19 protein-coding genes and 1 pseudogene are annotated in these 19,217 nt (G+C 74.4%); 4 read left to right on the top strand and 16 right to left on the bottom strand.

Going from position 1 to position 19,217, the window contains the following annotated elements:
• The 5 genes from ACBR40_RS19205 to ACBR40_RS19185 are packed head-to-tail and all read right to left on the bottom strand — an operon-like array spanning position 1 to position 5,029.
• Positions 1 to 1,227, bottom strand: a complete 1,227-nt coding sequence (locus ACBR40_RS19205) for a glycosyltransferase family 4 protein (protein WP_371249596.1) — start codon at positions 1,225 to 1,227, stop codon at positions 1 to 3.
• A gap of 8 nt (positions 1,228 to 1,235) precedes the next feature.
• Entirely contained in the window at positions 1,236 to 2,492 is a 1,257-nt protein-coding gene (locus ACBR40_RS19200; RefSeq protein WP_344218358.1) for a hypothetical protein, read from the bottom strand.
• Positions 2,480 to 3,238, bottom strand: coding sequence for an NTP transferase domain-containing protein (locus tag ACBR40_RS19195; RefSeq protein WP_371249595.1), 759 nt, complete (start codon positions 3,236 to 3,238; stop codon positions 2,480 to 2,482). Before ACBR40_RS19195 ends, ACBR40_RS19200 begins: the two co-directional genes overlap by 13 nt.
• Positions 3,231 to 3,887 (bottom strand): HAD family hydrolase, encoded by a 657-nt coding sequence (locus ACBR40_RS19190; protein WP_371249594.1) that lies wholly within the window; start codon positions 3,885 to 3,887, stop codon positions 3,231 to 3,233. The genes ACBR40_RS19195 and ACBR40_RS19190 overlap by 8 nt, the downstream gene beginning before the upstream one ends.
• Positions 3,884 to 5,029, bottom strand: a complete 1,146-nt coding sequence (locus ACBR40_RS19185) for a 2-phospho-L-lactate transferase CofD family protein (RefSeq protein WP_344218364.1) — start codon at positions 5,027 to 5,029, stop codon at positions 3,884 to 3,886. The genes ACBR40_RS19190 and ACBR40_RS19185 overlap by 4 nt, the downstream gene beginning before the upstream one ends.
• 26 nt (positions 5,030 to 5,055) lie before the next feature.
• Here ACBR40_RS19185 and ACBR40_RS19180 point away from each other — a divergent pair, with 26 nt between their 5' ends.
• Positions 5,056 to 5,556, top strand: coding sequence for a pentapeptide repeat-containing protein (locus ACBR40_RS19180; protein ID WP_371249628.1), 501 nt, complete (start codon positions 5,056 to 5,058; stop codon positions 5,554 to 5,556).
• Here the strand turns inward: ACBR40_RS19180 and ACBR40_RS19175 are convergent.
• The 6 genes and pseudogenes from ACBR40_RS19175 to ACBR40_RS19150 form a co-directional block, all read right to left on the bottom strand.
• A pseudogene (locus ACBR40_RS19175) lies at positions 5,437 to 5,919 on the bottom strand (glycosyltransferase family 2 protein); the annotation flags it as partial. The gene ACBR40_RS19180 and the pseudogene ACBR40_RS19175 sit on opposite strands and share 120 nt — an antisense overlap.
• 3 nt (positions 5,920 to 5,922) lie before the next feature.
• Positions 5,923 to 6,588 carry a hypothetical protein gene (locus ACBR40_RS19170; protein WP_344218368.1) on the bottom strand — a complete coding sequence of 222 codons (666 nt, stop codon included), beginning with the start codon at positions 6,586 to 6,588 and terminating at the stop codon, positions 5,923 to 5,925.
• 392 nt (positions 6,589 to 6,980) lie between these two features.
• Positions 6,981 to 8,249 (bottom strand): FAD-dependent monooxygenase, encoded by a 1,269-nt coding sequence (locus ACBR40_RS19165; protein WP_371249593.1) that lies wholly within the window; start codon positions 8,247 to 8,249, stop codon positions 6,981 to 6,983.
• A 29-nt stretch (positions 8,250 to 8,278) separates the two neighbouring features.
• A complete protein-coding gene (locus ACBR40_RS19160) occupies positions 8,279 to 8,995 on the bottom strand; it encodes a maleylpyruvate isomerase family mycothiol-dependent enzyme (protein ID WP_371249592.1) in 717 nt (238 codons plus the stop codon).
• On the bottom strand, positions 8,992 to 9,828 hold the full coding sequence (locus ACBR40_RS19155) for a fumarylacetoacetate hydrolase family protein (RefSeq protein WP_371249591.1): 837 nt from the start codon (positions 9,826 to 9,828) through the stop codon (positions 8,992 to 8,994). The genes ACBR40_RS19160 and ACBR40_RS19155 overlap by 4 nt, the downstream gene beginning before the upstream one ends.
• Positions 9,825 to 10,979 (bottom strand): cupin domain-containing protein, encoded by a 1,155-nt coding sequence (locus tag ACBR40_RS19150; protein WP_344218376.1) that lies wholly within the window; start codon positions 10,977 to 10,979, stop codon positions 9,825 to 9,827. Before ACBR40_RS19150 ends, ACBR40_RS19155 begins: the two co-directional genes overlap by 4 nt.
• Positions 10,980 to 11,079: 100 nt before the next feature.
• Between ACBR40_RS19150 and ACBR40_RS19145 the strand changes: the two genes are divergently transcribed.
• Positions 11,080 to 11,853: an IclR family transcriptional regulator gene (locus ACBR40_RS19145; RefSeq protein WP_371249590.1), complete on the top strand. Its 774-nt coding sequence runs from the start codon at positions 11,080 to 11,082 to the stop codon at positions 11,851 to 11,853.
• Positions 11,854 to 12,023: 170 nt separating this feature from the next.
• Here ACBR40_RS19145 and ACBR40_RS19140 read toward each other — a convergent pair whose 3' ends face one another.
• The 4 genes from ACBR40_RS19140 to ACBR40_RS19125 form a co-directional block, all read right to left on the bottom strand.
• The gene (locus tag ACBR40_RS19140) at positions 12,024 to 13,097 is read right to left on the bottom strand and encodes a FecCD family ABC transporter permease (protein WP_371249589.1); all 1,074 of its coding nucleotides are present in this window, start codon (positions 13,095 to 13,097) and stop codon (positions 12,024 to 12,026) included.
• A gap of 122 nt (positions 13,098 to 13,219) precedes the next feature.
• A complete protein-coding gene (locus tag ACBR40_RS19135; RefSeq protein ID WP_371249588.1) occupies positions 13,220 to 14,269 on the bottom strand; it encodes a FecCD family ABC transporter permease in 1,050 nt (349 codons plus the stop codon).
• Entirely contained in the window at positions 14,259 to 15,074 is an 816-nt protein-coding gene (locus tag ACBR40_RS19130; protein WP_344211674.1) for a siderophore-interacting protein, read from the bottom strand. The genes ACBR40_RS19135 and ACBR40_RS19130 overlap by 11 nt, the downstream gene beginning before the upstream one ends.
• Before the next feature lie 8 nt (positions 15,075 to 15,082).
• Positions 15,083 to 16,108 (bottom strand): ABC transporter substrate-binding protein, encoded by a 1,026-nt coding sequence (locus ACBR40_RS19125; RefSeq protein WP_371249587.1) that lies wholly within the window; start codon positions 16,106 to 16,108, stop codon positions 15,083 to 15,085.
• A gap of 78 nt (positions 16,109 to 16,186) precedes the next feature.
• On the opposite strand from ACBR40_RS19125, the gene ACBR40_RS19120 reads away from it, so the two are divergent.
• Positions 16,187 to 17,017 carry a helix-turn-helix transcriptional regulator gene (locus ACBR40_RS19120; RefSeq protein WP_371249586.1) on the top strand — a complete coding sequence of 277 codons (831 nt, stop codon included), beginning with the start codon at positions 16,187 to 16,189 and terminating at the stop codon, positions 17,015 to 17,017.
• A 44-nt stretch (positions 17,018 to 17,061) separates the two neighbouring features.
• Here ACBR40_RS19120 and ACBR40_RS19115 read toward each other — a convergent pair whose 3' ends face one another.
• A complete protein-coding gene (locus ACBR40_RS19115) occupies positions 17,062 to 17,706 on the bottom strand; it encodes a TetR/AcrR family transcriptional regulator (RefSeq protein ID WP_371249585.1) in 645 nt (214 codons plus the stop codon).
• Between the two features lie 49 nt (positions 17,707 to 17,755).
• Here ACBR40_RS19115 and ACBR40_RS19110 point away from each other — a divergent pair, with 49 nt between their 5' ends.
• On the top strand, positions 17,756 to 19,039 hold the full coding sequence (locus ACBR40_RS19110) for an SRPBCC family protein (RefSeq protein ID WP_371249584.1): 1,284 nt from the start codon (positions 17,756 to 17,758) through the stop codon (positions 19,037 to 19,039).
• Positions 19,040 to 19,217: the final 178 nt, after the last annotated feature.

Genomic DNA, 19,217 nt, shown 5'->3' with positions numbered 1-19,217 from the left:
TCAGGGCTTGAGCGCCGCGTCGTAGACGGCGAGCGTCTCGGCGGCGGCGCGTTCCCAGCTCAGCCCCTCCCTGACCAGCCGCTCCCCGCGCCCGGCCAGCGCCCGCCGCAGCGCCGCGTCCGACATGACCTCGACGACGCCGCGCCCGATGTCGGCGGGCTCGCTCGCCCGGACGAACCGGACCGCCGGCCGCGCCGGGTCCGGCCCGATGAAGATCCGCGAGAAGCCGTCGCCGAGCACCACGGCCCGCCCGAGCGCCATCGCCTCGGTCGCCACCAGCCCGAACGGCTCGAACAGCGACGGGAACACGCACACCTCGGCCAGCTCGTAGTACGCCATCAGCTCCCGAGCCGGTACGAACCGCCCGGAGCACACCACCTTCCCGCGCAGCCCGGTCGCCGCCACGATGCGCCGCACGCCCGTCTCGTCGCCCTCGCCGGCGATCACCAGCCGCACCCCCGGCACCGCCTTCACCACCTCCCGCATCGCCTCCAGGAGCTGGTAGACGCCCTTCTGCCGTTCGATCCTGCCGACGAACAGCAGCACCCGGTCCCGCTCGGCGAGCCCCAGCGACCGGCGCAGCTCGGCCGCCTCCGCCCGCAGCGCCTCCCGGTCGAAGGCGGGGCCGGCCAGCGCCGCCTCGTACGTGCCGCCGAGCGGCACCACGTCGATGGGCGTGCGCCGCCACCCGGCGGCGAGCAGCTGCTCGCGCACCTCGGGCGTGGCGACCACCACCCGCCGCGAGACGCGCGCCAGCCACCGCTCCAGCGCGGCGAACAGGTTGAACGGGTCGGCGATGCTGCGCTGCGGCGCGACGCCGTACTCGGTGGTGTGGACGTGGAAGACGACCGGCAGCCGCAGCAGGTAGTGGCAGAGCAGGCCGGCCAGGAAGTTCGTGGAGTCGTGCACGGCGACCAGGTCGGGCCGGGGGCCGCGGCGCAGCCGCCGCACGTAGCGCCAGTTGCTGGCCACCACGCGCGCCGCGAGCAGCAGGAACTCCGCCCGCCTGGTGCGGTTCAGCCGCCTGCCGCCGCCGGGCAGGCGGACGCGCGGGCGGTGCACGGCGACCCCGTCCACCCGCTCGTCCACGGGCAGGGCGCCGTCGTTCGGCGTGTGGACGGTCAGGTCGTGGTCGCGGGCCAGGTGCGGGGTGATCAGCTCGACGTACCGGCCGAGTCCCGCGGTCACGTTCGGCGGGAACTGGTTGACGATGCAGGCGATTCTCATGACGTCCTTCACGAGCGGTATCTCCGGGCGGCCGTCGTCCCCACGACGGCCAGCAGGACCAGGTTGACCAGCGCGAAGCCCACCAGCCCGCCGGTGAGCCCGTCCCGGCGCACGCAGACGGCGAGCACGGCGAGCGCGGGCGGCGCGCTCACCAGCAGGCAGCCGGCCAGCACCTTCGCGCCGCGCACCCCGTCCATGGACAGCGCCACCGAGTACAGGTTGAAGGCGGTGTGCAGGCCGATGCCGAGCGCGGACAGCGCCATCAGCTCCGGCGCGTACGGGTAGGCGCCGCGCATCAGCAGGAAGAACACCAGGCTCGCGGCGAAGGAGAGCACGGCAGTCGCGACGGCCACGGCGGGCGCCAGCCGGGCGATCCGCCGCATCAGCAGGGGTTTGTCGGTGGTGGCCATGAGCGGCAGCAGCGCCAGCCCGATCCCGTCGGTGAACACCACGCCCATCAGCCGCTTGGGGAAGCCGTTGTAGACGGAGTAGACGCCCACGTCGGCCGCCGGAGCCCAGTGGTTGAGGAAGATCACGTCCACCCCGAACAGCACGCCGCTCAGCGCGGCGATCGCGGTCACCCAGCCGCCGTGCCGGTACAGCGTCACGGCCAGCCGCGCCGACCAGGCCCCGAGCCGCGGCCGGGCCGCCGCCACCGCGACCACGGCGAACCCGGCGTTCGTGACGATCAGCGCCGCCAGGTACGGCTCCGCCTCCCGCACGCCCAGCACCAGCAGGCAGAAGCAGGCGGCCCCCAGGTAGCAGAGCGCGACGGCCAGCTTCAGCCACGCCACGAACGCGAAGCGCTTCAGCCCCCGCAGGAAGCTCTCCGCGAGCTGGTTGACCGTCATGGACGCGGCCAGCGCCAGCCCGGCGGCCAGCGTCCCGGTGTCCACGTTGAGCGCGGCGGTGAGCAGCGGCGCCGCCAGCAGGGCGAGCCCGGCGAGGGCCGCGCTCACGGCCAGGGTGGCGAGCAGCGCCGTCGTCAGCAGCGCCGGCCGCTCCTCGGGGGCGGCGCGCGGCAGCTCCTGCAGCATGACGTAGTGGAGGCTGGTCAGCATGCCGACGGTGACGATCAGCGCGATCGACAGCACCACCGTGAAGTCGCCGAACGCCGCCGCCCCCGCTCCGCGCGCGATCACCAGCGTGGTGGCCGCGGCGATCCCGCTGGCCAGCGTGCTGACCAGGGTCGGCCCGGCCGCCCACCGGTGCGCGGCCAGCCAGCCGCGCGTGCTGCGGCGCTCGGGGGCGCTCAGTCCGGGCACCGCAGGTACGTCCGGCGGGCGAACTCCAGGTCCTCGGGCGTGTTCACGCCGCGTGCCTCGGCCGGGTCGGCGACCGGCACGACGGTCACCGGCCGGCGCTCCACCCGGGACAGATGCGTCAGGAACGGCAGGAAGTTCACCTCTCCGGTGGCCGCGCCCCGCCCGGCCCCTGCCACGTAGCGGGCCCAGGCGGCCTCCAGCCCGTCCGTGGCCAGGCAGAACACGCCCACGTCGCTGAGCCCGCCGGGCCGGCACTCCTCGCCCTCCCTGGACTGCCGGACGCGGACCAGCTCGCCGCCGGCCAGCTCGTACTCCACGTACGGGTCGGCCATCGCGACCAGCGGCAGCGTGACGCCCTCGCCGGGGTGCGCGGCGAGCACCGCGCGCACGGTCTCCGCCGACAGGTTCGCCTGGTCGCCCCAGACCACCAGGATCGTCTCGTACGCCGCCCAGTGCCGGGCCGCCGCGCCGAAGATCGCGTCCCCCATGCCCGTGGGCCGCTCCTGGACGCTCACCGACACCCCGCCGCCGGCCAGGTCCGCGGCGGCCAGCGCGCGGAACGGGCCCTCCCCGTCGGGCGAGACGACGACGTGGACGTGCCCGGCGGCCGGCCGCAGCCGCCTGCGCAGCAGGTGCCAGAGCGTCACGCCGTCCGCGACCTCGATCATGATCTTGGGTACGCCGGAGCCCAGCCGGGTCCCCCGCCCCGCCGCCGGGACGACGGCGCACACCCCCCGCTCACTCACTGCCGTTCATCTCTTCTCCTACGAGGGACACCACGTCGTGCAGGTCGCCCGCCCCGATCGCGCCGGGCATCGGCTCGGCGGTGTGGACGTGCAGCGTCGCGAGGCCCGCGCCGAGCGCCGCCGCCACCCCGTGCGCGGAGTCCTCCAGCACGACCGCCTCCGCCGGGTCCACGTCCCAGCGGCGGCAGGCCAGGCGGTAGACCTCCGGGTCGGGCTTGCTGACCGGGATGTCGTCGGCGGTCAGCACGTCGCGGAAGGCGTCCGCCAGCCCGGCGCCGGCCAGCGCCCGCGCGACGGACACGCGGCTGCCGCCGGTCACCGCGTACGCCGTCCGCCCGCCGGCGGCGAGCCGGTCGAGCAGGAGACGCGCGCCGGGGAAGGGCCGGACCCGCCCGGCGCGTACGTGCTCGCGGTAGAGCCCCTGCTTGCGCCGGGCCAGCCGATCGGCCACATCGGGGTCCCCGGTCAGGCGGGCGGCGACGGCGGCCGTGCTCGCCCCGGCGTGCTCGGCGTACCTGAACCCGGCCAGCCGGGACGGTACCAGCTCGGCGATCGCCTGTCGGAAGGCGGCCTCGTGCGCGGGGAAGGAGTCCAGAAGCGTCCCGTCGAGGTCGCACAGCCACACGCGCCAGGACCGCTCCCCGCTCATCCGGCCCGCGCCAGGGGCGTCTCGCCGAGCAGCGCCCGCAGCGCCGCCACGGTGCGGGGGCCGTGGTGCTTGCCGGGACGGCACGGGTCCTCCAGGTCGGCGGCGATCCAGCGGGCGCCGGCCCACGTCCCCCGCTCGGCGACGGCGCGCGGCACCGCCGGCCCGCCCGCGGCACCGTCGTGGCTGAGGATGTGGGTGATCAGGCGCTGTTCGTTGCCGGGGTCGCCCAGGTACGCCAGCGCCCGGTCCACCAGGTCGGTCGCGCTCAGCCCTTGGACGTCGTGGTCGCTGCCCACGTTGACCACGAACACCCGCGCCGCCGACCGTCCTCCGGCGACGGCCTCGGCCACGCCCTGGGTGAGGTAGCTGGGCAGCAGCGAGGAGTGCGGGGTCCCGGGGCCGTACACGACGAGGTCGCTGTCGGCGAGCGCCCGCAGCGCCTCGGGGTCGGGCGCGGCGGGGACGGCGCGGCGGGACAGCAGCTCGCGCACCCGCTCGGCGGGCAGCCCCGCGAGCCCGGCCAGCTCGGGCCCGGTGAGCGGCGCGGGCAGCAGGAACAGATCGGTGATGGCGGCGGCGTCCTGCGGGCCGACGATGTCGGCCTCGTCGGCCAGCACCCGTCCGTCCTGCTTGAGCGCGACGAGGTAAGCGTTCGTGCCGTCGGTGACGTTCAGCAGCCGCGCCGGGGTGGCGAACGTGCGGGCGCAGGCCCGTACGGCGGCGTTGAAGTCCTCCCCGAGCCGCAGGTACGCCCCCGCGAACACCAGGTTGCCGAGCGCGCAGTCCGTCAGGTCGAACCCGCCGGGGCCGGCGGCCAGCCGCGCCGCGAAGATCCGCAGGTCGCGCGCCACCGGCTCGGGGGCGGCCCCGGCGATCCTGTGCAGGTCGGCGAGGGTGCTGCCGGGCGGCAGCCGGTGTTCGAGCAGCGCCCGGCGCGGGTCGTCGCGGCCCAGGTGGAGCAGGAGGTTCTTGCGGAAGTCGGACGGGCCCAGCATGCCGGGCAGGTAGCGGCGCAGCGCGCCGGTGGACAGGCCGTTGTCGTAGCCGTTGACGAGCAGGGCGAGGTCGAGGCCCGGCGTGCGCAGCAGGGCCCGCGCGATGCCGGCCGCGCCCCGGCCGCCGCTGAACATGGCCACCCTCATCGGGCCTCCCGTACGGGCACGCCGACGTGCTCGCCCGGCTCAGGCAGGCGCGGCTCGGGCGGGCCCGGCTCAGGCAGGCCCGGCTCAGGCAGGCCCGGCTCAGGCAGGCCCGGCTCAGGCAGGCCCGGCTCAGGCAGGCCCGGCTCAGGCAGACCCCGCTCAGGCACGCGCAGCACGCCGCGGCGCAGCAGCCAGTGCCGCAGCCCGAGGTAGCCCACGAACAGCGCCCGGTCGCGCGCGCCGCGCCAGAACCGCCAGCCCCGGCTGCCGCCGCCCCGCTCGCGGTGCTCGATGGGCAGCTCCGTCCAGGTGTGGCCGAGCTCGGCGACGCGGGCGGTGATCTCGGTGGAGCAGTTCATGCCCGCCGACTCCAGCGGCAGCGCCCGGAACAGCGGCCCGTGCACGACCTTGAAGATGGAGTTGAAGTCGCGGTAGCGGGTGCGGTGCAGCAGGTTGCTGACCGCGCCGCTGGCGGCCGACCCCCACCGGTACGGCAGGCTGTCGGCCTTCCTGATCCGCGCCCCTGACAGCGCGAGCACGCCGCCGGCCTGGATGCGCCCGATGAAGGCGTCCAGGTTGGCGATCGGGAACTGGCCGTCGGAGTCGAGCAGGACCACCCATTCCAGACGGGTGGCCGCGATGGCGGCGGCGATGGCCGCGCCCGCGCCCCGGTTGCTGGCGAAGGTGACGACCGTGAGCCGCGGGCAGCCGGCCTGGAGCTCGCGCAGGATCCGGCCGGTGCCGTCCGAGCTGCCGTCGTCGCAGACGACGATCTCCCACGCGGCGACCTCGGGGTGGCGCTCCAGGTAGTCGCGCCACTCGGTGACGGCCGCCGCGATGTTGGCCGCCTCGTTGTAGGCGGGGGCCGCGACCGAGATCTCGATGGGCATCGGTCACCTCCTCGGGGCGGCGCCGGTCAGGCGCTCGATCCAGCGGTCGAGGGGCAGCAGGTTGATCCCGGCGATGATCGGGACGTGCGCGAGCGTGAACCAGATCGCCGCGCCGAACGAGATCGGCCCGCCGGTGAACAGGTTGATGTGCGGGGCGTCGATGGTCTCGGGGATCGTGACCGGGTTGACCACCTGCCACATGACGTCGAGGAAACCGGAGAAGACGATCAGCACGCCGGTGGCCATGATCTTCAGGCAGCGGCCTGGCGAGCCGCCGCCGATGCGGTAGGCGGCGGCGACGGAGAGCACGATGCCCGGATAGAGCAGCAGATAGAGGTGGGTGTAGAAGGAGTCGCCGTGGGCGCGGGCGCCGTCGCCGTAGTAGAACCAGCTGATGCGCGGGACGAGATAGCCGGTCAGGACGACGAACGGGACGTACAGCAGCCAGTGCAGCCGCGGCGACACCCACGGGAAGAACGCGATCGCGCAGCACAGGCAGGCGAAGGCGAGCAGTTTGGCGGCCAGTTGCCAGGCGGCCTCGATGTCGCGGGTGTGCGGGGTGGCCAGCCAGACGAAGGCGAAGCCGGCGGCGCCGGCGGCCAGGGCGATCCACCAGATGTGCGCGGCCCAGGGGCGGCGGGTGTCGAGCGGGGGGTCGGGATGATTCACGTACCGGGCCCTCGGAGGTCGGGGACGGGTCGGCGGGAGCGCTCCCAGCGCAGTATGACATCCCTCTCCACGGAGCCGGTCTCAATATGAAATTAGGGACTCGCCGGAATTTGCATCGATACTGACTGCTTGTGAGACAACAGCAAAAGACCAGTTCAAAGCCTGCTGGGCGGTACGTCCAAAAGGGTGGTCAAACTTTTGAGTAAATCGTCTGCCTGCGATGTCAAGACCCCGCGCGAAAAGGCCGTCGATGGGCGTCCATCCCCTTCCAGGCGGGCGTCCGGAGGCCGGAGACTACGTAAGCGCAGGTGAAGCGGAGCACAGAAGCTTTGGGAGCGCTCCCGAAATCTTCGGCCGATCGGACCCGAAACCGTCGTTACGGTGGACCGCAATCAGGCCAGGGCGGGCTCGCCGTCGTACCCGGGGAACATCGGCGGCAGCTCGCCGGGCGTGAGCGCCGTCGGCCCGAAGAGCCAGTCCACGTACGCGTAGTCGTGGACGTCGCGCTCGCGGAGCACCGCGTTGCGCCACTCCCGCCGCTCCCCGTCGTGGTGCCAGAGCCTGCCCCAGGCGCGGGCCGTGGTCAGCACCCGCCGGCAGTGCAGGGGACGGACGGCGTTGTAGGCCGCCAGCGCGGCGTCCCAGTCCACGCCGGCCGTGCCACCGGTCGGGCCACCGGTCGGGCCGGTCAGGCGGGCCACGTGCTCGGACAGCACCCACGCGTCCTCGATGGCCATGACCGCGCCCTGCGCGAGGTACTGCAGCGGCGGGTGCGCGGCGTCGCCGGTGAGGGCGACGCGGCCCCGTACCCAGTCGTCGATCGGATCGCGGTCGAACATCCGCCACCAGCGGTCGCGCCACATCAGCGGCAGCCCGGCCCGCACCTGCTCGCTGGTCGCCGTGAACGCCGCGTCCAGCTCGTCGGGCGTGCCCCAGTCCTCCTCGCCGGCCAGCGCCTTCGGCGACTCGAAGACCGCGACCTGGTTGAACATCTCGCCGTGGCGCAGCGCGTACTGGACGAAGTGGCAGCGCGGGCCGACGTGCACGACCACGTCCTTCGGCTGCACGTCGAGCCGGGCGACCTGCTCGAACGGCACCGCGCCCCGGTAGGCGACGTAGGCGGAGCTGACCGGCTCGTCGTCGCTCAGCAGGCGGCGGGCCACGGAGCGGAGCCCGTCGGCGGCGAGGACGACCGCGCCCCGCTCGCGCCCTCCCGCGTGCACGGCGACCGCTCCGTCCGCGGCCTGCTCGTACCCGGTGACCGTGACGTCGTTGACGAGGTCCACCCCGGCCCGGCGGCAGGCCCGCAGCAGCGTGCCGTGCAGGTCGCTGCGGTGGATCACCAGGTAGGGGAAGCCGTAGCGCCGCTCCACGTCCCGCAGGTCGAGCCGGGTGAGGACCTCGCCGTCGACGGCGTCGCGCATGACGATGCTCTCGGGGAGCACGCCGAGCGACGTGACCTCGTCGAGCAGCCCCCACCGGTCGAGGATGCGCGTGCAGTTGGGCGCGATCTGCAGGCCCGCGCCGACCTCGCCGAACTCGTGGGCCTGTTCGAGCACCCGGACCCGCAGGCCCTTGCGCGTCAGCGCCAGGGCGTTGGCCAGGCCGCCGATGCCCCCGCCCACCACGACGACGTCGACGTCGCGGCCGTTTCCGACCATGTCCGTTCCTTTCCTCTTCAGGTTCGCGGCTAGAGCCAGCGCGGCAGCTCGGGGGGTGGGCCGCCCGCCTCGCCGGTCACGCCGCCCGAACCCCGGCCGGAGAGATAGGCGGCCAGGCCCGCGAGGGTCCCGGTGAGCGGGACGGCGGGCCCGGAGCCGGGGATCGACCACGTTCCGCCGCCGGTGACCGTGAGCGTGAGCGCCGGGCCGGGGGCGGCGGCGCGCTTGGCGGCGATGTCGCCGACCAGCGCCGCGAGGAAGTCCGCGGGCAGGTCGTCGAACGTCACCCCCGCGCCGAGGTCCACGGCGTGCACCATGACCTCGCGGGCGCGCATCCAGGGGATCTCCTCGGCGGTGACCGTACGGCCCTGCGCGGTGCGGACGTGCTCCTTCCACTGCCGCTCGTCCAGCTCGGCGAGGCGCGCGCCGAGGTCGTCGGCGGCCCGCGCCGCCCATTCCCGCAGCTCGGCGACGGGCCTGGCCGCGCCCGCCGCGATGTCGGCGTCACGCTGCTCCGGCGAGGAGTACATGGGGCGCTCCTCGCCGGTGCGCGCCCAGTGCACCAGGTTGGCCAGGGCGTCGGCGTTCGCGGCCACGTGCGCGAGCAGGTGCCTGCCGCTCCAGCCCGGCAGGGCGGTCGGCGCGTCCAGGCGCTCGTCCGGCAGCCCGGCCAGGGCGTCGAAGAAGATCGCGCTGCCCTCGGCCGTCCAGCGGAGGCTGTCGGCGCGGCCGCGGTCGCCGGTCATCGCGCGACCGCCTCGGCGACGGCCTTGACCTTCGAGCGGCCGAGGCCGGTGATCTCGGTGGCGAGGACGCTGCCGTCGGCGAGGTAGCGGGCGGGCTTGCGGGCGTGGCCGACGCCGCCCGGCGTGCCGGAGGCGATGACGTCGCCGGGGTTGAGCGTGAGGATCGTGGAGACGTAGCGGACCAGGTCCACCGGGTCGAACACGAGGTCGGCGGTGTCGGCCTGCTGCACCTGCTCGCCGTCCACCCAGCCGGTCAGCGTGAGCGAGGGCCGTACGCCGCCCTCCAGCTCGTCCGGCGTGACCAGATAAGGACCGAAGGGCGTGCTGGCCTCCCAGGTCTTGCCCTGGAGCCACATCGGCGAGCGGTACTGCCAGTCGCGCATCGTGACGTCGTTGAGCACGGCGAACCCGGCGATGGCGGCGGCGGCCTCGGCCTCGTCCGCGCGCCGCACCCGCGTCCCGATGACGACCGCCAGCTCGGCCTCCCAGTCCACCTGGTCCGACTCCGGCGGGAGCCTGATCTCGTCGTACGCGCCGACCAGCGCCTCGGGATACTTGGCGAACAACGTCGGGTGCCGCGGCAGCTCCCGGCCCATCTCCAGGATGTGGTTGCGGTAGTTGAGCCCCACGCAGACGATCTTGCCGGGGTTCGGCACGACGGGCGCGAACCCGGACGCCGCCACCGGCTCGCCCGACCGGGCGGCGCGCTCCGCCCGGTCGGGCCGGGCCAGCAGCTCGCCGACGTCGGCGAGGCCCAGGTCGACCAGGGTCTCCCCCTCGACCCGCACGGCGCGGGTGCCCCCCTGGGAGGTACGGATGGTGGCGAGCCTCATGCCTGCGGCCTTTCCACGTCGGAGCGGTCGAGGCGCAGCGCCTCGAAGATCGGGCTGTCGCTGAACCGGAAGAGGTCGAGCGAGCCGGAGTCGGAGTCGGACGCCGACGCCTCGGAGCGCGCCGAGAACGGCGTCCAGGACGGCACGACGAACAGGTCGCCACGGGTCACCGACCACGACCGGTCGCCGACGGTGATCCGGCCGCTGCCGTCGAAGACCTGGTAGACCGAGGATCCGGTCTCCCGGCGGGGCGCGGTCTCTGCGCCGGCGCGCACGCGGTGCATCTCGACCCGGATGGTGGGCAGCACGTCGCCGCCGGTCGTGGGGTTGGTGTAACGGACGGCGGCGTGGCCGGGCTCGACCGTGCCGGCGTAACCCTCGGCCTCCAGCGCGAGCTGGTCGGCGAGGGCGCGGTCGGTGTCGGCCCACCGGTAGGCCAGCAGCGGGGAGGAGGTCCGCGCACCGGGCGCGGACACCGGCCGCAGGCCCGGATGCCCCCACAGCCGCTCGGAACGGGACCGCTCGGGCGTGGTGCGCTCGGCGTCGCTGATCCGGTCGCGGCCGAACTCGAAGAACTGGGACTCGGTGACGTACTGGAACGGGATGTCCAGGCCGTCGATCCACGCCATGGGCCGGTCGGCGGCGTTGTGGTGCGCGTGCCAGTTCCAGCCGCCCTGCGGCAGGAAGTCACCGCGGCGCATCGGCACCGGGTCGCCGCCGACGACCGTCCAGACGCCCTCGCCCTCGACCACGAAACGGAAGGCGTGCTGGGTGTGACGGTGCTCGGGGGCGTCCTCGCCCGGCATCAGGTACTGGATCGCCGCCCACAGCGTCGGCGTCGCGAACGGCCGGCCGCCGAGCGCCGGGTTGGCGAGCGCGATCGCCCGCCGCTCCCCTCCCCTGCCGACCGGCACCAGGTGCCCGGCCTCGCCGGCCAGCGCCACCAGGTTCTCCCACCGCCACAGGTGCGGGACCGCCTTGCTCCTCGGGTGCACCGGCATCAGGTCGCCGATCTCGGTCCACAGCGGGACCAGCAGCTCCTTCTCGAAGCCGCGGTACAGCTCCTCCAGTGCCGCCGACGGCGTCGGCTGATCCGGCGAGTCGACGGCGGTGAGGCGAACCGGGGAGTTCGCGATCTCGGTCATGTCCACTCCTAGCGTCCTCGACGCGGGACGGCGCGACGGCACGCCGCCGCTCCCGCGGGTCTCCAGCTTGTATCGTGGGGAGCGGAAAAGAATAGGAGATTCTGCTGTGAAGAATCCTCCCAACTATCTGGTCCGCAGCGTCGATCACGCGCTGCAGCTCGCGGTCATGCTCCAGGTCGAGGGCCCGTTCGGGGTGGGCGAGGCGGCGCGGCGGCTCGGGGTGGCGCCCTCCACCGCGCACCGGCTGCTCGCCATGCTCGTCTACCGCGACTTCGCGGTCCGCCGCGAGGACCACCAGTACGCCGCCGGGCCGGTGCTCTCGCTGGGCGGCCGCTCCCAGTCGCACACCGCGCTGCTCCGCGCGGTCGCCATGCCGCACCTCGCCGCCCTGGTCGAACGGGTCCAGGAGAGCGCGAACCTGCAGATACTCTCCGGCGACCACGTACGCTTCATCGGCTCCGTCGAGTGCACGCAGGCGCTGCGGGTCGGCAACCGCGAGGGCATGGTCTTCCCCGCCCACCTGGCCTCGGGCGGCAAGGTCCTGCTCGCCGACCTGCCGCAGGAGCGGCTCGACGGGCTCTACGACGAGGACAAGTGGGCCGACCGGCTCGACCAGCGGCCCAACCTGACGGCGCTCCGCCGCGAGCTGCGCAACGTCCGCGAGCGGGGCTTCGCCATCAACGCCGGCAAGACCGAGTCGGGCGTCACCGCCGTCGGCCGTGCCGTACGCGGCCCCGACGGCGGCGCCCAGGCGGCCCTGTCGGTGTCGATGCCCACCAGCCGCTTCTCCCGCAACCGGCTACCGGAGCTGGTGGGCGCCCTGTCAGTGACCGCCCGAGACATCGAACACGAGATGCGCGCGAGCCACCCCACCCCCTGACGCCCTTGCGCTGCCCGGCGCCGGGGCAGCTCGCGCGGGGCGGGGGCGGCCCCGGCGCGCGGGGCAGCCCGGCGCGCGGCGGCCCGGCGCGCGGGGCGGGCCTGTGCGGGGCAGCCCTGTGCGGGGCGGGCCTGTGCGGGGGCAGACCGGCGCGGGGGCGGCGCGCGTGCTCAGCTCGTGGGTGGGCTGGCCGCGCGCCGCGCTTTCCTGGCGAGCAGCGTGATGAGGTAGCAGCCGCCGATCACCGTCGTCACCACGCCCACGGGCAGGGCGACCGGGGCGAGCAGGACCTGGGCGACCACATCGGCGGCCGGCAGCAGCACCGCGCCCGCCAGCGCCGCCGGGGCGAGCGCGACGCCGGCCGTGCCCGCCAGCAGCCGGCCGATCTGCGGCGCGGCCAGCGCGATGAACATGATCGGCCCGGCCGCCGCGGTCACCGTCGCCGTGCAGCCGACGCCGGCCAGCACGAGCAGCAGCCGCAGCGGGTTCAGCCGCACGCCGGAGGCGATCGCCTGCTCGTCGCCGAGCGCCGTCTGCCGCATCGCGGGCGAGAGCGCCGCCAGCAGCAGGGCGAGCGCGGCGATGACGGCGATCGGCACGGCGATCTCGTCCCAGTCCAGCCCGTTCAGCGAGCCCGAGCTCCAGCCGGTGGCGGCGATGGCCACGTCCAGGTCGGCGCGGAGCACGATCCAGGAGTTGAGCGCCGTCAGCATGGCGTTGACCGCGATCCCGACGACGATCAGGCGCAGCCCGCTCAGCCGCGTCCCGAGCGACAGCAGGTAGACGGCCGCCGCCGCCAGCAGGCCACCCGCGACGGAGCTGCCCGCGAGCGTCCCGGCACCGCCGCCGAGCACGGTGATCGCGAACAGCGCGCCGGTGTAGGCACCGGCGTCCAGGCCGACGACGTCGGGGCTGCCGAGCGGGTTGCGGGTGAGGCTCTGGAAGACCGCCCCCGCCAGGCCGAGCGCCGCGCCGAACGCCAGCCCGGCGACGACCCTGGGCAGGCGCCACTCGCGTACCACGACGACCGAATCGCCGTCACCGGCCAGCGCGGCCAGCACCTCGCCGGGTGCGGTCCACGAGCCGCCGCCCAGGCAGAGGCCGAGCAGGCCGACGCCCAGGGCCGCGACCAGCAGCGCGCCGGACACCATCAGCGTCCTGCGGCCGGCGCGGAAGGACCACGAGCCCACGCGCAGCACGACGGACCGGGCCAGGACGGGCGGAGCGGCGGTGGCCCGGCTCATGCGACTCCGCCTTCCGGTGGGCCGGCTCATGCGGCTACCCGCCCGCCGGTCAGCCGGCTCATGCGGCCACCCGCCCGCCGGTGGGCCGGCTCATGCGGCCACCCGCCCGCCGGTCAGCCGGCTCATGTCGCCACCCGCCTGCGCGCCCGTACCGCCCAGATGAGCGCGGGCGCGCCCGCGAAGGCCGTGACCACGGCCACCGGCACCTCGCCGGTCGGCAGCAGCACCCGCGCGGTGACGTCCGAGGCCAGCAGCAGCACCGGCCCCAGCACCATCGTGTACGCCATCAGCCACGGCACCGACCCACCGGCCGGCCGCCTGGCCAGGTGCGGCACCATGAGCCCGAGGAAGGCGATCGGCCCGGCGACCGCGGTGGCCGCCCCGGCCAGCAGGGTGACCAGCACCAGCACCGCCACCCGGGTGCGCACGACGTTCCCGCCGAGCGAGCGCGCGGCCTCGTCCCCCAGGGCCAGCGCGTTGAGCGGCCGGGCCACCAGGACGGCGCCGGCCAGCGCGAGCACGATCGTCGCGGTGGGGAGGGCGAGCGGCGCCTGCTCGTGCCCGGCCAGCGAGCCGATCGACCAGAACCGGTACCTGTCGAACACGTCGGGCAGCATCAGGCGCAGGCCGAGCGAGATCCCGGAGAGCACCGCGCTGAGCGCGACGCCGGTCAGCACCAGGCGCAGCGGCTCGGCCGAGCCGAGCGCGTACACGAGGACGGCGGTCAGCGCGGCGCCGAGCGAGGCCAGCGCGAGCTGCCCCGCCTGCCCGCCGGCCAGCCCCAGCAGGCCGCCGACGTTGATCGCGAAGCCGGCCCCGGAGGTGACCCCCAGGAGGCCGGGCTCGGCGAGCGGGTTGCGCGTGAGCGTCTGGACGAGCATGCCCGCGACGCCGAGCGCCGCGCCGACGCAGAGGCCGAGCAGCGTGCGCGGCCCGCGTACGTCATGCACGATCAGGTACGCCTCGCCGCCGTCGGCGCCGACGAGCGCCCGCCAGACGTCGGCCGGCGCGATCGCCCGCGCTCCCACGCAGACGCTCGCGACCAGCGCGGCCAGCAGCAACAGGACGAAGACGGCGAGAACGACCACCCGGCGCCGCGCCGCCTGGGCGGCCGGCCGGGCGGAAGAGCCGGTCCCCAGGACGCCCTGCCGCCCGAATGAGTCAGTCTTCAAGCCCGGCGACTCCGCGCTTCCAGTAGCCGGTGAACAGCGCGTCCAGCCGGCCGGTGCTCCAGGCGCGCAGCGGCTTGATGTCGCCCGCCTCCCCCGCCGCGAACAGGAACGCGGGCCCCTCCGGCAGCCGCAGCCCCCGTACGGTCTCGGCCAGCAGCGACCGCCCGCCCTCGCGGACGAGCCAGGTCACCTCCACGCCGGCGCGCTCGGCCAGCGGGTACGCGTGTTCGGCCGGATCGTCGGTCTCGATCACCAGGTGCGCGGAGACCCCGGACGGCGACTCCTCCAGCCAGCGCGCGGCCGCGGGCAGCGCGGTGGCGTCCACCGCGAACACCCAGTGCCGGTAGTGGTGCGGGAACGCCTTGGCCCCCGGCGGCCCGGCGATCGTCACCGGGTCGCCGACCGCGACGCGGGCCGCCCAGCCGGCCGCCACGCCGCCCTCGTGCAGGACGAGGTCCAGGTCCAGCTCCCGCGAGGCGGCGTCGTAGCGGCGCACGGTGTACTTGCGGGTGGTGGGATACGGCCTGGGCCAGTCCAGCTCCAGGTGGTCGTTCGGGACCGGGGCGCGCAGGGTGCCGTCGGCGTCCGGGAAGACGATCTTCACGTGGTCGTCGGCCTGGTAAGTGTGGAAGCCGTCCAGCTCGGGGCCCGCCAGGGTGAGCCGGAGCATGCGCGGCGTGACGAGCTCGCGCCGGGCGACCGCCGCCGTACGGACGCCGATCGGGTAGCCGATCCTGGCCACCCCGGTGCCGCCGGCGTGGTGGGCGGCGACCCGGCCGCGCGGGTCGTGGCGCTCGATGTCCACGGCCCGGCTCACTGGGCGAGCAGCGGCGCGAACGCCTGGTCGATCGCGTCCAGGGTCTTCATGGCCGAGGAGTACGTGGCCGCCTCGCTGTAGCGGACCGGGAACGTCCGGCCCGCCTTGACCGCGGGCAGGCTCTTCCACAGCTTGGAGTCGAGGACGTACTGGACGGCCTCGTTCGGCTTGCCGTCGGCCTGCACCGTGTAGGTGATCGCGTCCGCCTCGCCGAGGCTCTCGTTCAGCTCCTCGATCGAGGGGTACTCGCTGACATCCGCGGCGTTGCCGCCCTTCTTCTTGACCTCGCCGTAGTAGGTGACGCCGATGTCCGTGGCGATGTTGGTGCCCCAGGAGCCGGCGAACTCGCGCTGGAACGTTCCGCCGGCGATCTCGCCGTACGCGCCGACGTGGCCGAACTTCAGGCCCGCCAGCACGTCCTTGTACTTGGCGGTCAGCTCGCCGGCCTTCTTCTCGTAGGCGGCCTTGGCCTCGCCGAAGTTCACGGCGCGGCCGGCGGCGTCGCTCTGGCGCTGCGACAGCTCGCGCCACGCCGACGGGACGGTGGGGCCGATGGCGACGACGGGCGCGATGGACTTCAGCCGGTCCAGGTCGAGGTCTGCCATGGCGGGCGCGGGGACGCCGATGACGATGAGGTCGGGCTTGGCCTTGGCGATGGCCTCGTAGTTGGTCTCCGCCGCGGTCTCCCCGGCGATCTTCTCCAGCCTGTCGTAGGTCGCCCGGTCCTCGTCCGACATCAACGGCAGGCCGCGCTGCCAGGAGGAGATGCCGACCAGCGCGGCGTCGGCCTCGATGAGGGCGGGCACCGCGTAGCCCGTGGCGACGACCCGCTTGGGGTCGGCCGGGATGGTGACCTCGCCGTTGTCGGCGGCGAAGACGCGCGTGGCGGACCCGGCGCCCGCGGCGCTGTCGGCGGTGCTGTCGGCGGTGCTCTCACCGGATCCGGCCGAGCCGCAGCCGGCCGTCATCGCGAGCGTGAGTACGAGGGCTCCGGCGGCCCGCCGGAGGTGGACGTGGTGCATGGGGTTCCTTCAACTCCTAGAGATGAGGTTAGGCTACCCTTACCACTGGTTCCGCTGATGTCTCTGAGAGGCCAACCGATGTCGCCGAGACGCCAATCCGTCACCCTCGCCGACCCCGTGGGCACCGACCCGCTGTGGTGCGAGGAGTACGGCTACGGCCTCGGCCGACCGGACGGCATCCTCGTGCTCAAGTACCGCTCCGCGGCCGTGCTGGAGTTCAGCGAGGGCCGCCAGGACTTCCTGCACCAGCTCTACTGGTCCCCCGACGGCATGCTGGCGACCAGGTACGGCGCCCGCACCCAGTTCGTCGGGCCACGCGAGGCGTTCTGGGCGCACCGGGCCGTCACCCACGAGGTACGCGCCGCGGACCGGCAGAGCGTCTACCGCATCTGCCTGCGCCAGGTGCCCGAGGCGCTCGCCGGCCTGCGGGCCGGCGCGGTCTCGATCGACCCGGAGGCGGCGCGGCTCGTCGAGGCCATCTGCCGACCCGGCCACGACGAGGGCGCCGCGCTCGCCGCCCGCGCCCGCATCATGGCCGGGCTCGGCGCGGGCGCCGCCGACTACGTCGGCCACCACGCCACCGGCACCGGCTTCGCGCTCACCGTGGCGCGGGCGCTCTCCCACGACCCCGGGGACGAGGCCGGGCTCGCCGAGTGGGCCGAACGGCTGCACATCAGCGTCAAGACGTTGCAGCGCGACTTCGAGCGGGAGTTCGGGATGCCGTACTCGAAGGTGCGGACCAAGCTGCGGCTCAGCACCTCGCGGGTGCTGCTGGAGACCCGGCCGGTCGCCGAGGTGGCGCACCGCGTGGGCTACTCCAGCCCGTCGGCGTTCATCTCGGCCTTCACCAAGGAGTACGGCTGCACGCCGGGCCGCTACGCCGACCGCCGCCCGACCATGGACGCCTGACCGCTTCAGTCCAGCGGTTCAGTCCAGCAGTTCAGTCCAGCAGTTCAGTCCAGCAAGGTGCGCTCCAGCACGTCGGTCACCCAGGAGGCCCACCGCTCCACGCCCCAGTCGCGGTCCACGACGAGCGCCCGGATCGCGGTGGTGGTGAACAGCGCCCAGACGACGTCCGCCGCCTCCGCCACGGTGATGCCATGCCTCAGGCCGGGGGCCAGGGCCTCGGCGATGGCGGTCATGTCGGTAAGGCGGCGCTCCTCGTAGGTCGCGAACACCTCCGCGATCTCGGGGTCGGCGGCGGCCGCGGTCTGGAAGGCGTGCATGACCGGCAGCGCGTACGGGATGCCCGCGACGAGGATCTCCCGCAGCCGCCGCAGGACCTCGCGGGGTTCGGACGCCTCCAGGACGCCGCGCATGCCCGGCCGCTCCAGCACCGTCTCCGGTCCCTCGTCGCCCGCCAGCGCCCGGTCCACCACCTTGAGCAGCAGCGACGCCTTGTTGCCCTGGGCGTAGACCGTCTCCACCGAGACGCCGGCCCGCGCCGCGATGTCCTTCATCGTGGTCGCGACGTAGCCCGTCTCGACGAAGCACCCGGTGGCCGCGTCGATCACCGCGGTACGCGTCCGCCGGGCCTGCTCCTCCCTGAGCGGCGATCGGTACCTTCTTGACGGCTCACGGTTTTTGGCTACAGTCATCTTGTATCCAATCCAGCTCGGCTGGGATAAACACTACCAAGGAGCCGCGATGACCGCGACCTCGGCCGAACGCCGCCACCCCTCCGACGCCGGCACCTCCCCCATGAGGCGGGAGGGAAGCGTGTCGCGGGTCATCGCCGCCGATCCCCTGCGGCTCTACCACTGGGTCTCCGACATCACGCGCACCCCCGAGTGGAGCCCCGAGACCCGGCGCTGCACGTGGACCGGCGACGTACGCACGGCCCGCGCCGGCGCCCGCTTCGCCGGGGTCAACCGCTTCGCGCTGCTGCGCTGGACCCGGCAGTGCGAGGTCGTCGTGGCCGAGCCCGGGCGCGAGTTCTCCTTCCGTACGCTGCCGGACGCCAAGGTGGCCGACTCGACGATGTGGACCTTCCGCCTCGAACCGGCGCCGGGCGGGACGCGGGTGACGCACGCGTACGAGATGGTGGCCCACCTGACGCCCGGTCAGGAGCGGCTCGCGACGCTCCTCATCCCCCCGCACCGGGACCGGCGTCCGGACATGGCGCGCTCACTGGACCGCCTCGCCGACGCCGTCGAGGGACGCACCCACGCCCGGCAGGCCCGGCTCGGCCAGACGCACACAGCCGAGGGTCCGATCGACCTCACCGGCGTGTACGCCCTCCACCACGCCCTCCGCCGGGACCTCGACCTGCTGGCGCGCGCCGTGCCCGCCACGCCGCCCGGGGACGCCGAGGCGTGGGCGGCGCTGGCCCGGCGCTGGCACCTCTGCGCGGCTGTCCTGCGCCACCGTACGACCGGGGCCGACGCCGTCCTGCCGCTCCTGCTGGAACGTGCCGAGACCGCCGGCGAGCCGGCGGCCCGCGAAGCGGCGGAACGGGCGCGGACCGAACGCGACCGCCTGACCCCGATGATCGACGCCTGCGCCGCGGCCTTCCACACCCTCACCTCCGAGCCGATCCCCGGGGCCGGGGTCCGGGAGCGACTCGCCGCCGAGGTCGCCGGCCTTCGTGACGCGCTGGTGGACTTGCTGGCGTACGAGGAGAGCACCGTCCTGCCGCTCGTCCAGCGACACCTGTCGGTGGCCTCGTGGCAGGAGGCCGAGCAGGCGGCATGGCAGGCACTCGGCCGGCTCGGCCCCGACGTCACCCTGCCCCGACTCGCCCTGCCCCGACTCGTCCTGCCCCGACTCGCCCTGCCCTCGCTCGTCCTGCCCTGGCTCGCCCAGGACACACCGCGCGACGAACTCGGCCACGTCCTCGCCCACACCGGCGGCCCCATCGCCCGCGTTCTCCTCGCTCTCACCCGGCGCCGCTTCGAGCGGGAGCACCACGTCGCCTTCCGGTGGCTGTGACGGACCGCCCCTCTCCAAATCCCTGTCAAACGACCGCGAAATCGCCCTATATGCGATATTTCGTCCCTATTTGCAAGCTAGCGTCGTGTTGAAGGGATCAGACCGTCAGAGGGAGGAACCATGGCCGGATATGGGTTCCGCGAAGGCGGAGGCTGCTGCCGCCGCCGCCGTTGGTGCG

The sequence above is a fragment of the Nonomuraea sp. AD125B genome (genome assembly GCF_041402765.1).
GTDB classification, from domain to species: Bacteria; Actinomycetota; Actinomycetes; order Streptosporangiales; family Streptosporangiaceae; genus Nonomuraea; species Nonomuraea bangladeshensis.
This window is presented reverse-complemented; position numbering and strand designations above follow the sequence as displayed.

Bases quoted from the DNA above. Each gene is read 5' to 3' on its own strand.
- ACBR40_RS19205 (WP_371249596.1), bottom strand. From the start codon at position 1,227: ATGAGAATCGCCTGCATCGTCAACCAGTTCCCGCCGAACGTGACCGCG.
- ACBR40_RS19190 (WP_371249594.1), bottom strand. From the start codon at position 3,887: ATGAGCGGGGAGCGGTCCTGGCGCGTGTGGCTGTGCGACCTCGACGGG.
- ACBR40_RS19185 (WP_344218364.1), bottom strand. From the start codon at position 5,029: ATGAGGGTGGCCATGTTCAGCGGCGGCCGGGGCGCGGCCGGCATCGCG.
- ACBR40_RS19165 (WP_371249593.1), bottom strand. From the start codon at position 8,249: ATGGTCGGAAACGGCCGCGACGTCGACGTCGTCGTGGTGGGCGGGGGC.
- ACBR40_RS19160 (WP_371249592.1), bottom strand. From the start codon at position 8,995: ATGACCGGCGACCGCGGCCGCGCCGACAGCCTCCGCTGGACGGCCGAG.
- ACBR40_RS19155 (WP_371249591.1), bottom strand. From the start codon at position 9,828: ATGAGGCTCGCCACCATCCGTACCTCCCAGGGGGGCACCCGCGCCGTG.
- ACBR40_RS19140 (WP_371249589.1), bottom strand. From the start codon at position 13,097: ATGAGCCGGGCCACCGCCGCTCCGCCCGTCCTGGCCCGGTCCGTCGTG.
- ACBR40_RS19125 (WP_371249587.1), bottom strand. From the start codon at position 16,108: ATGCACCACGTCCACCTCCGGCGGGCCGCCGGAGCCCTCGTACTCACG.
- ACBR40_RS19120 (WP_371249586.1), top strand. From the start codon at position 16,187: ATGTCGCCGAGACGCCAATCCGTCACCCTCGCCGACCCCGTGGGCACC.
- ACBR40_RS19115 (WP_371249585.1), bottom strand. From the start codon at position 17,706: ATGACTGTAGCCAAAAACCGTGAGCCGTCAAGAAGGTACCGATCGCCG.
- ACBR40_RS19110 (WP_371249584.1), top strand. From the start codon at position 17,756: ATGACCGCGACCTCGGCCGAACGCCGCCACCCCTCCGACGCCGGCACC.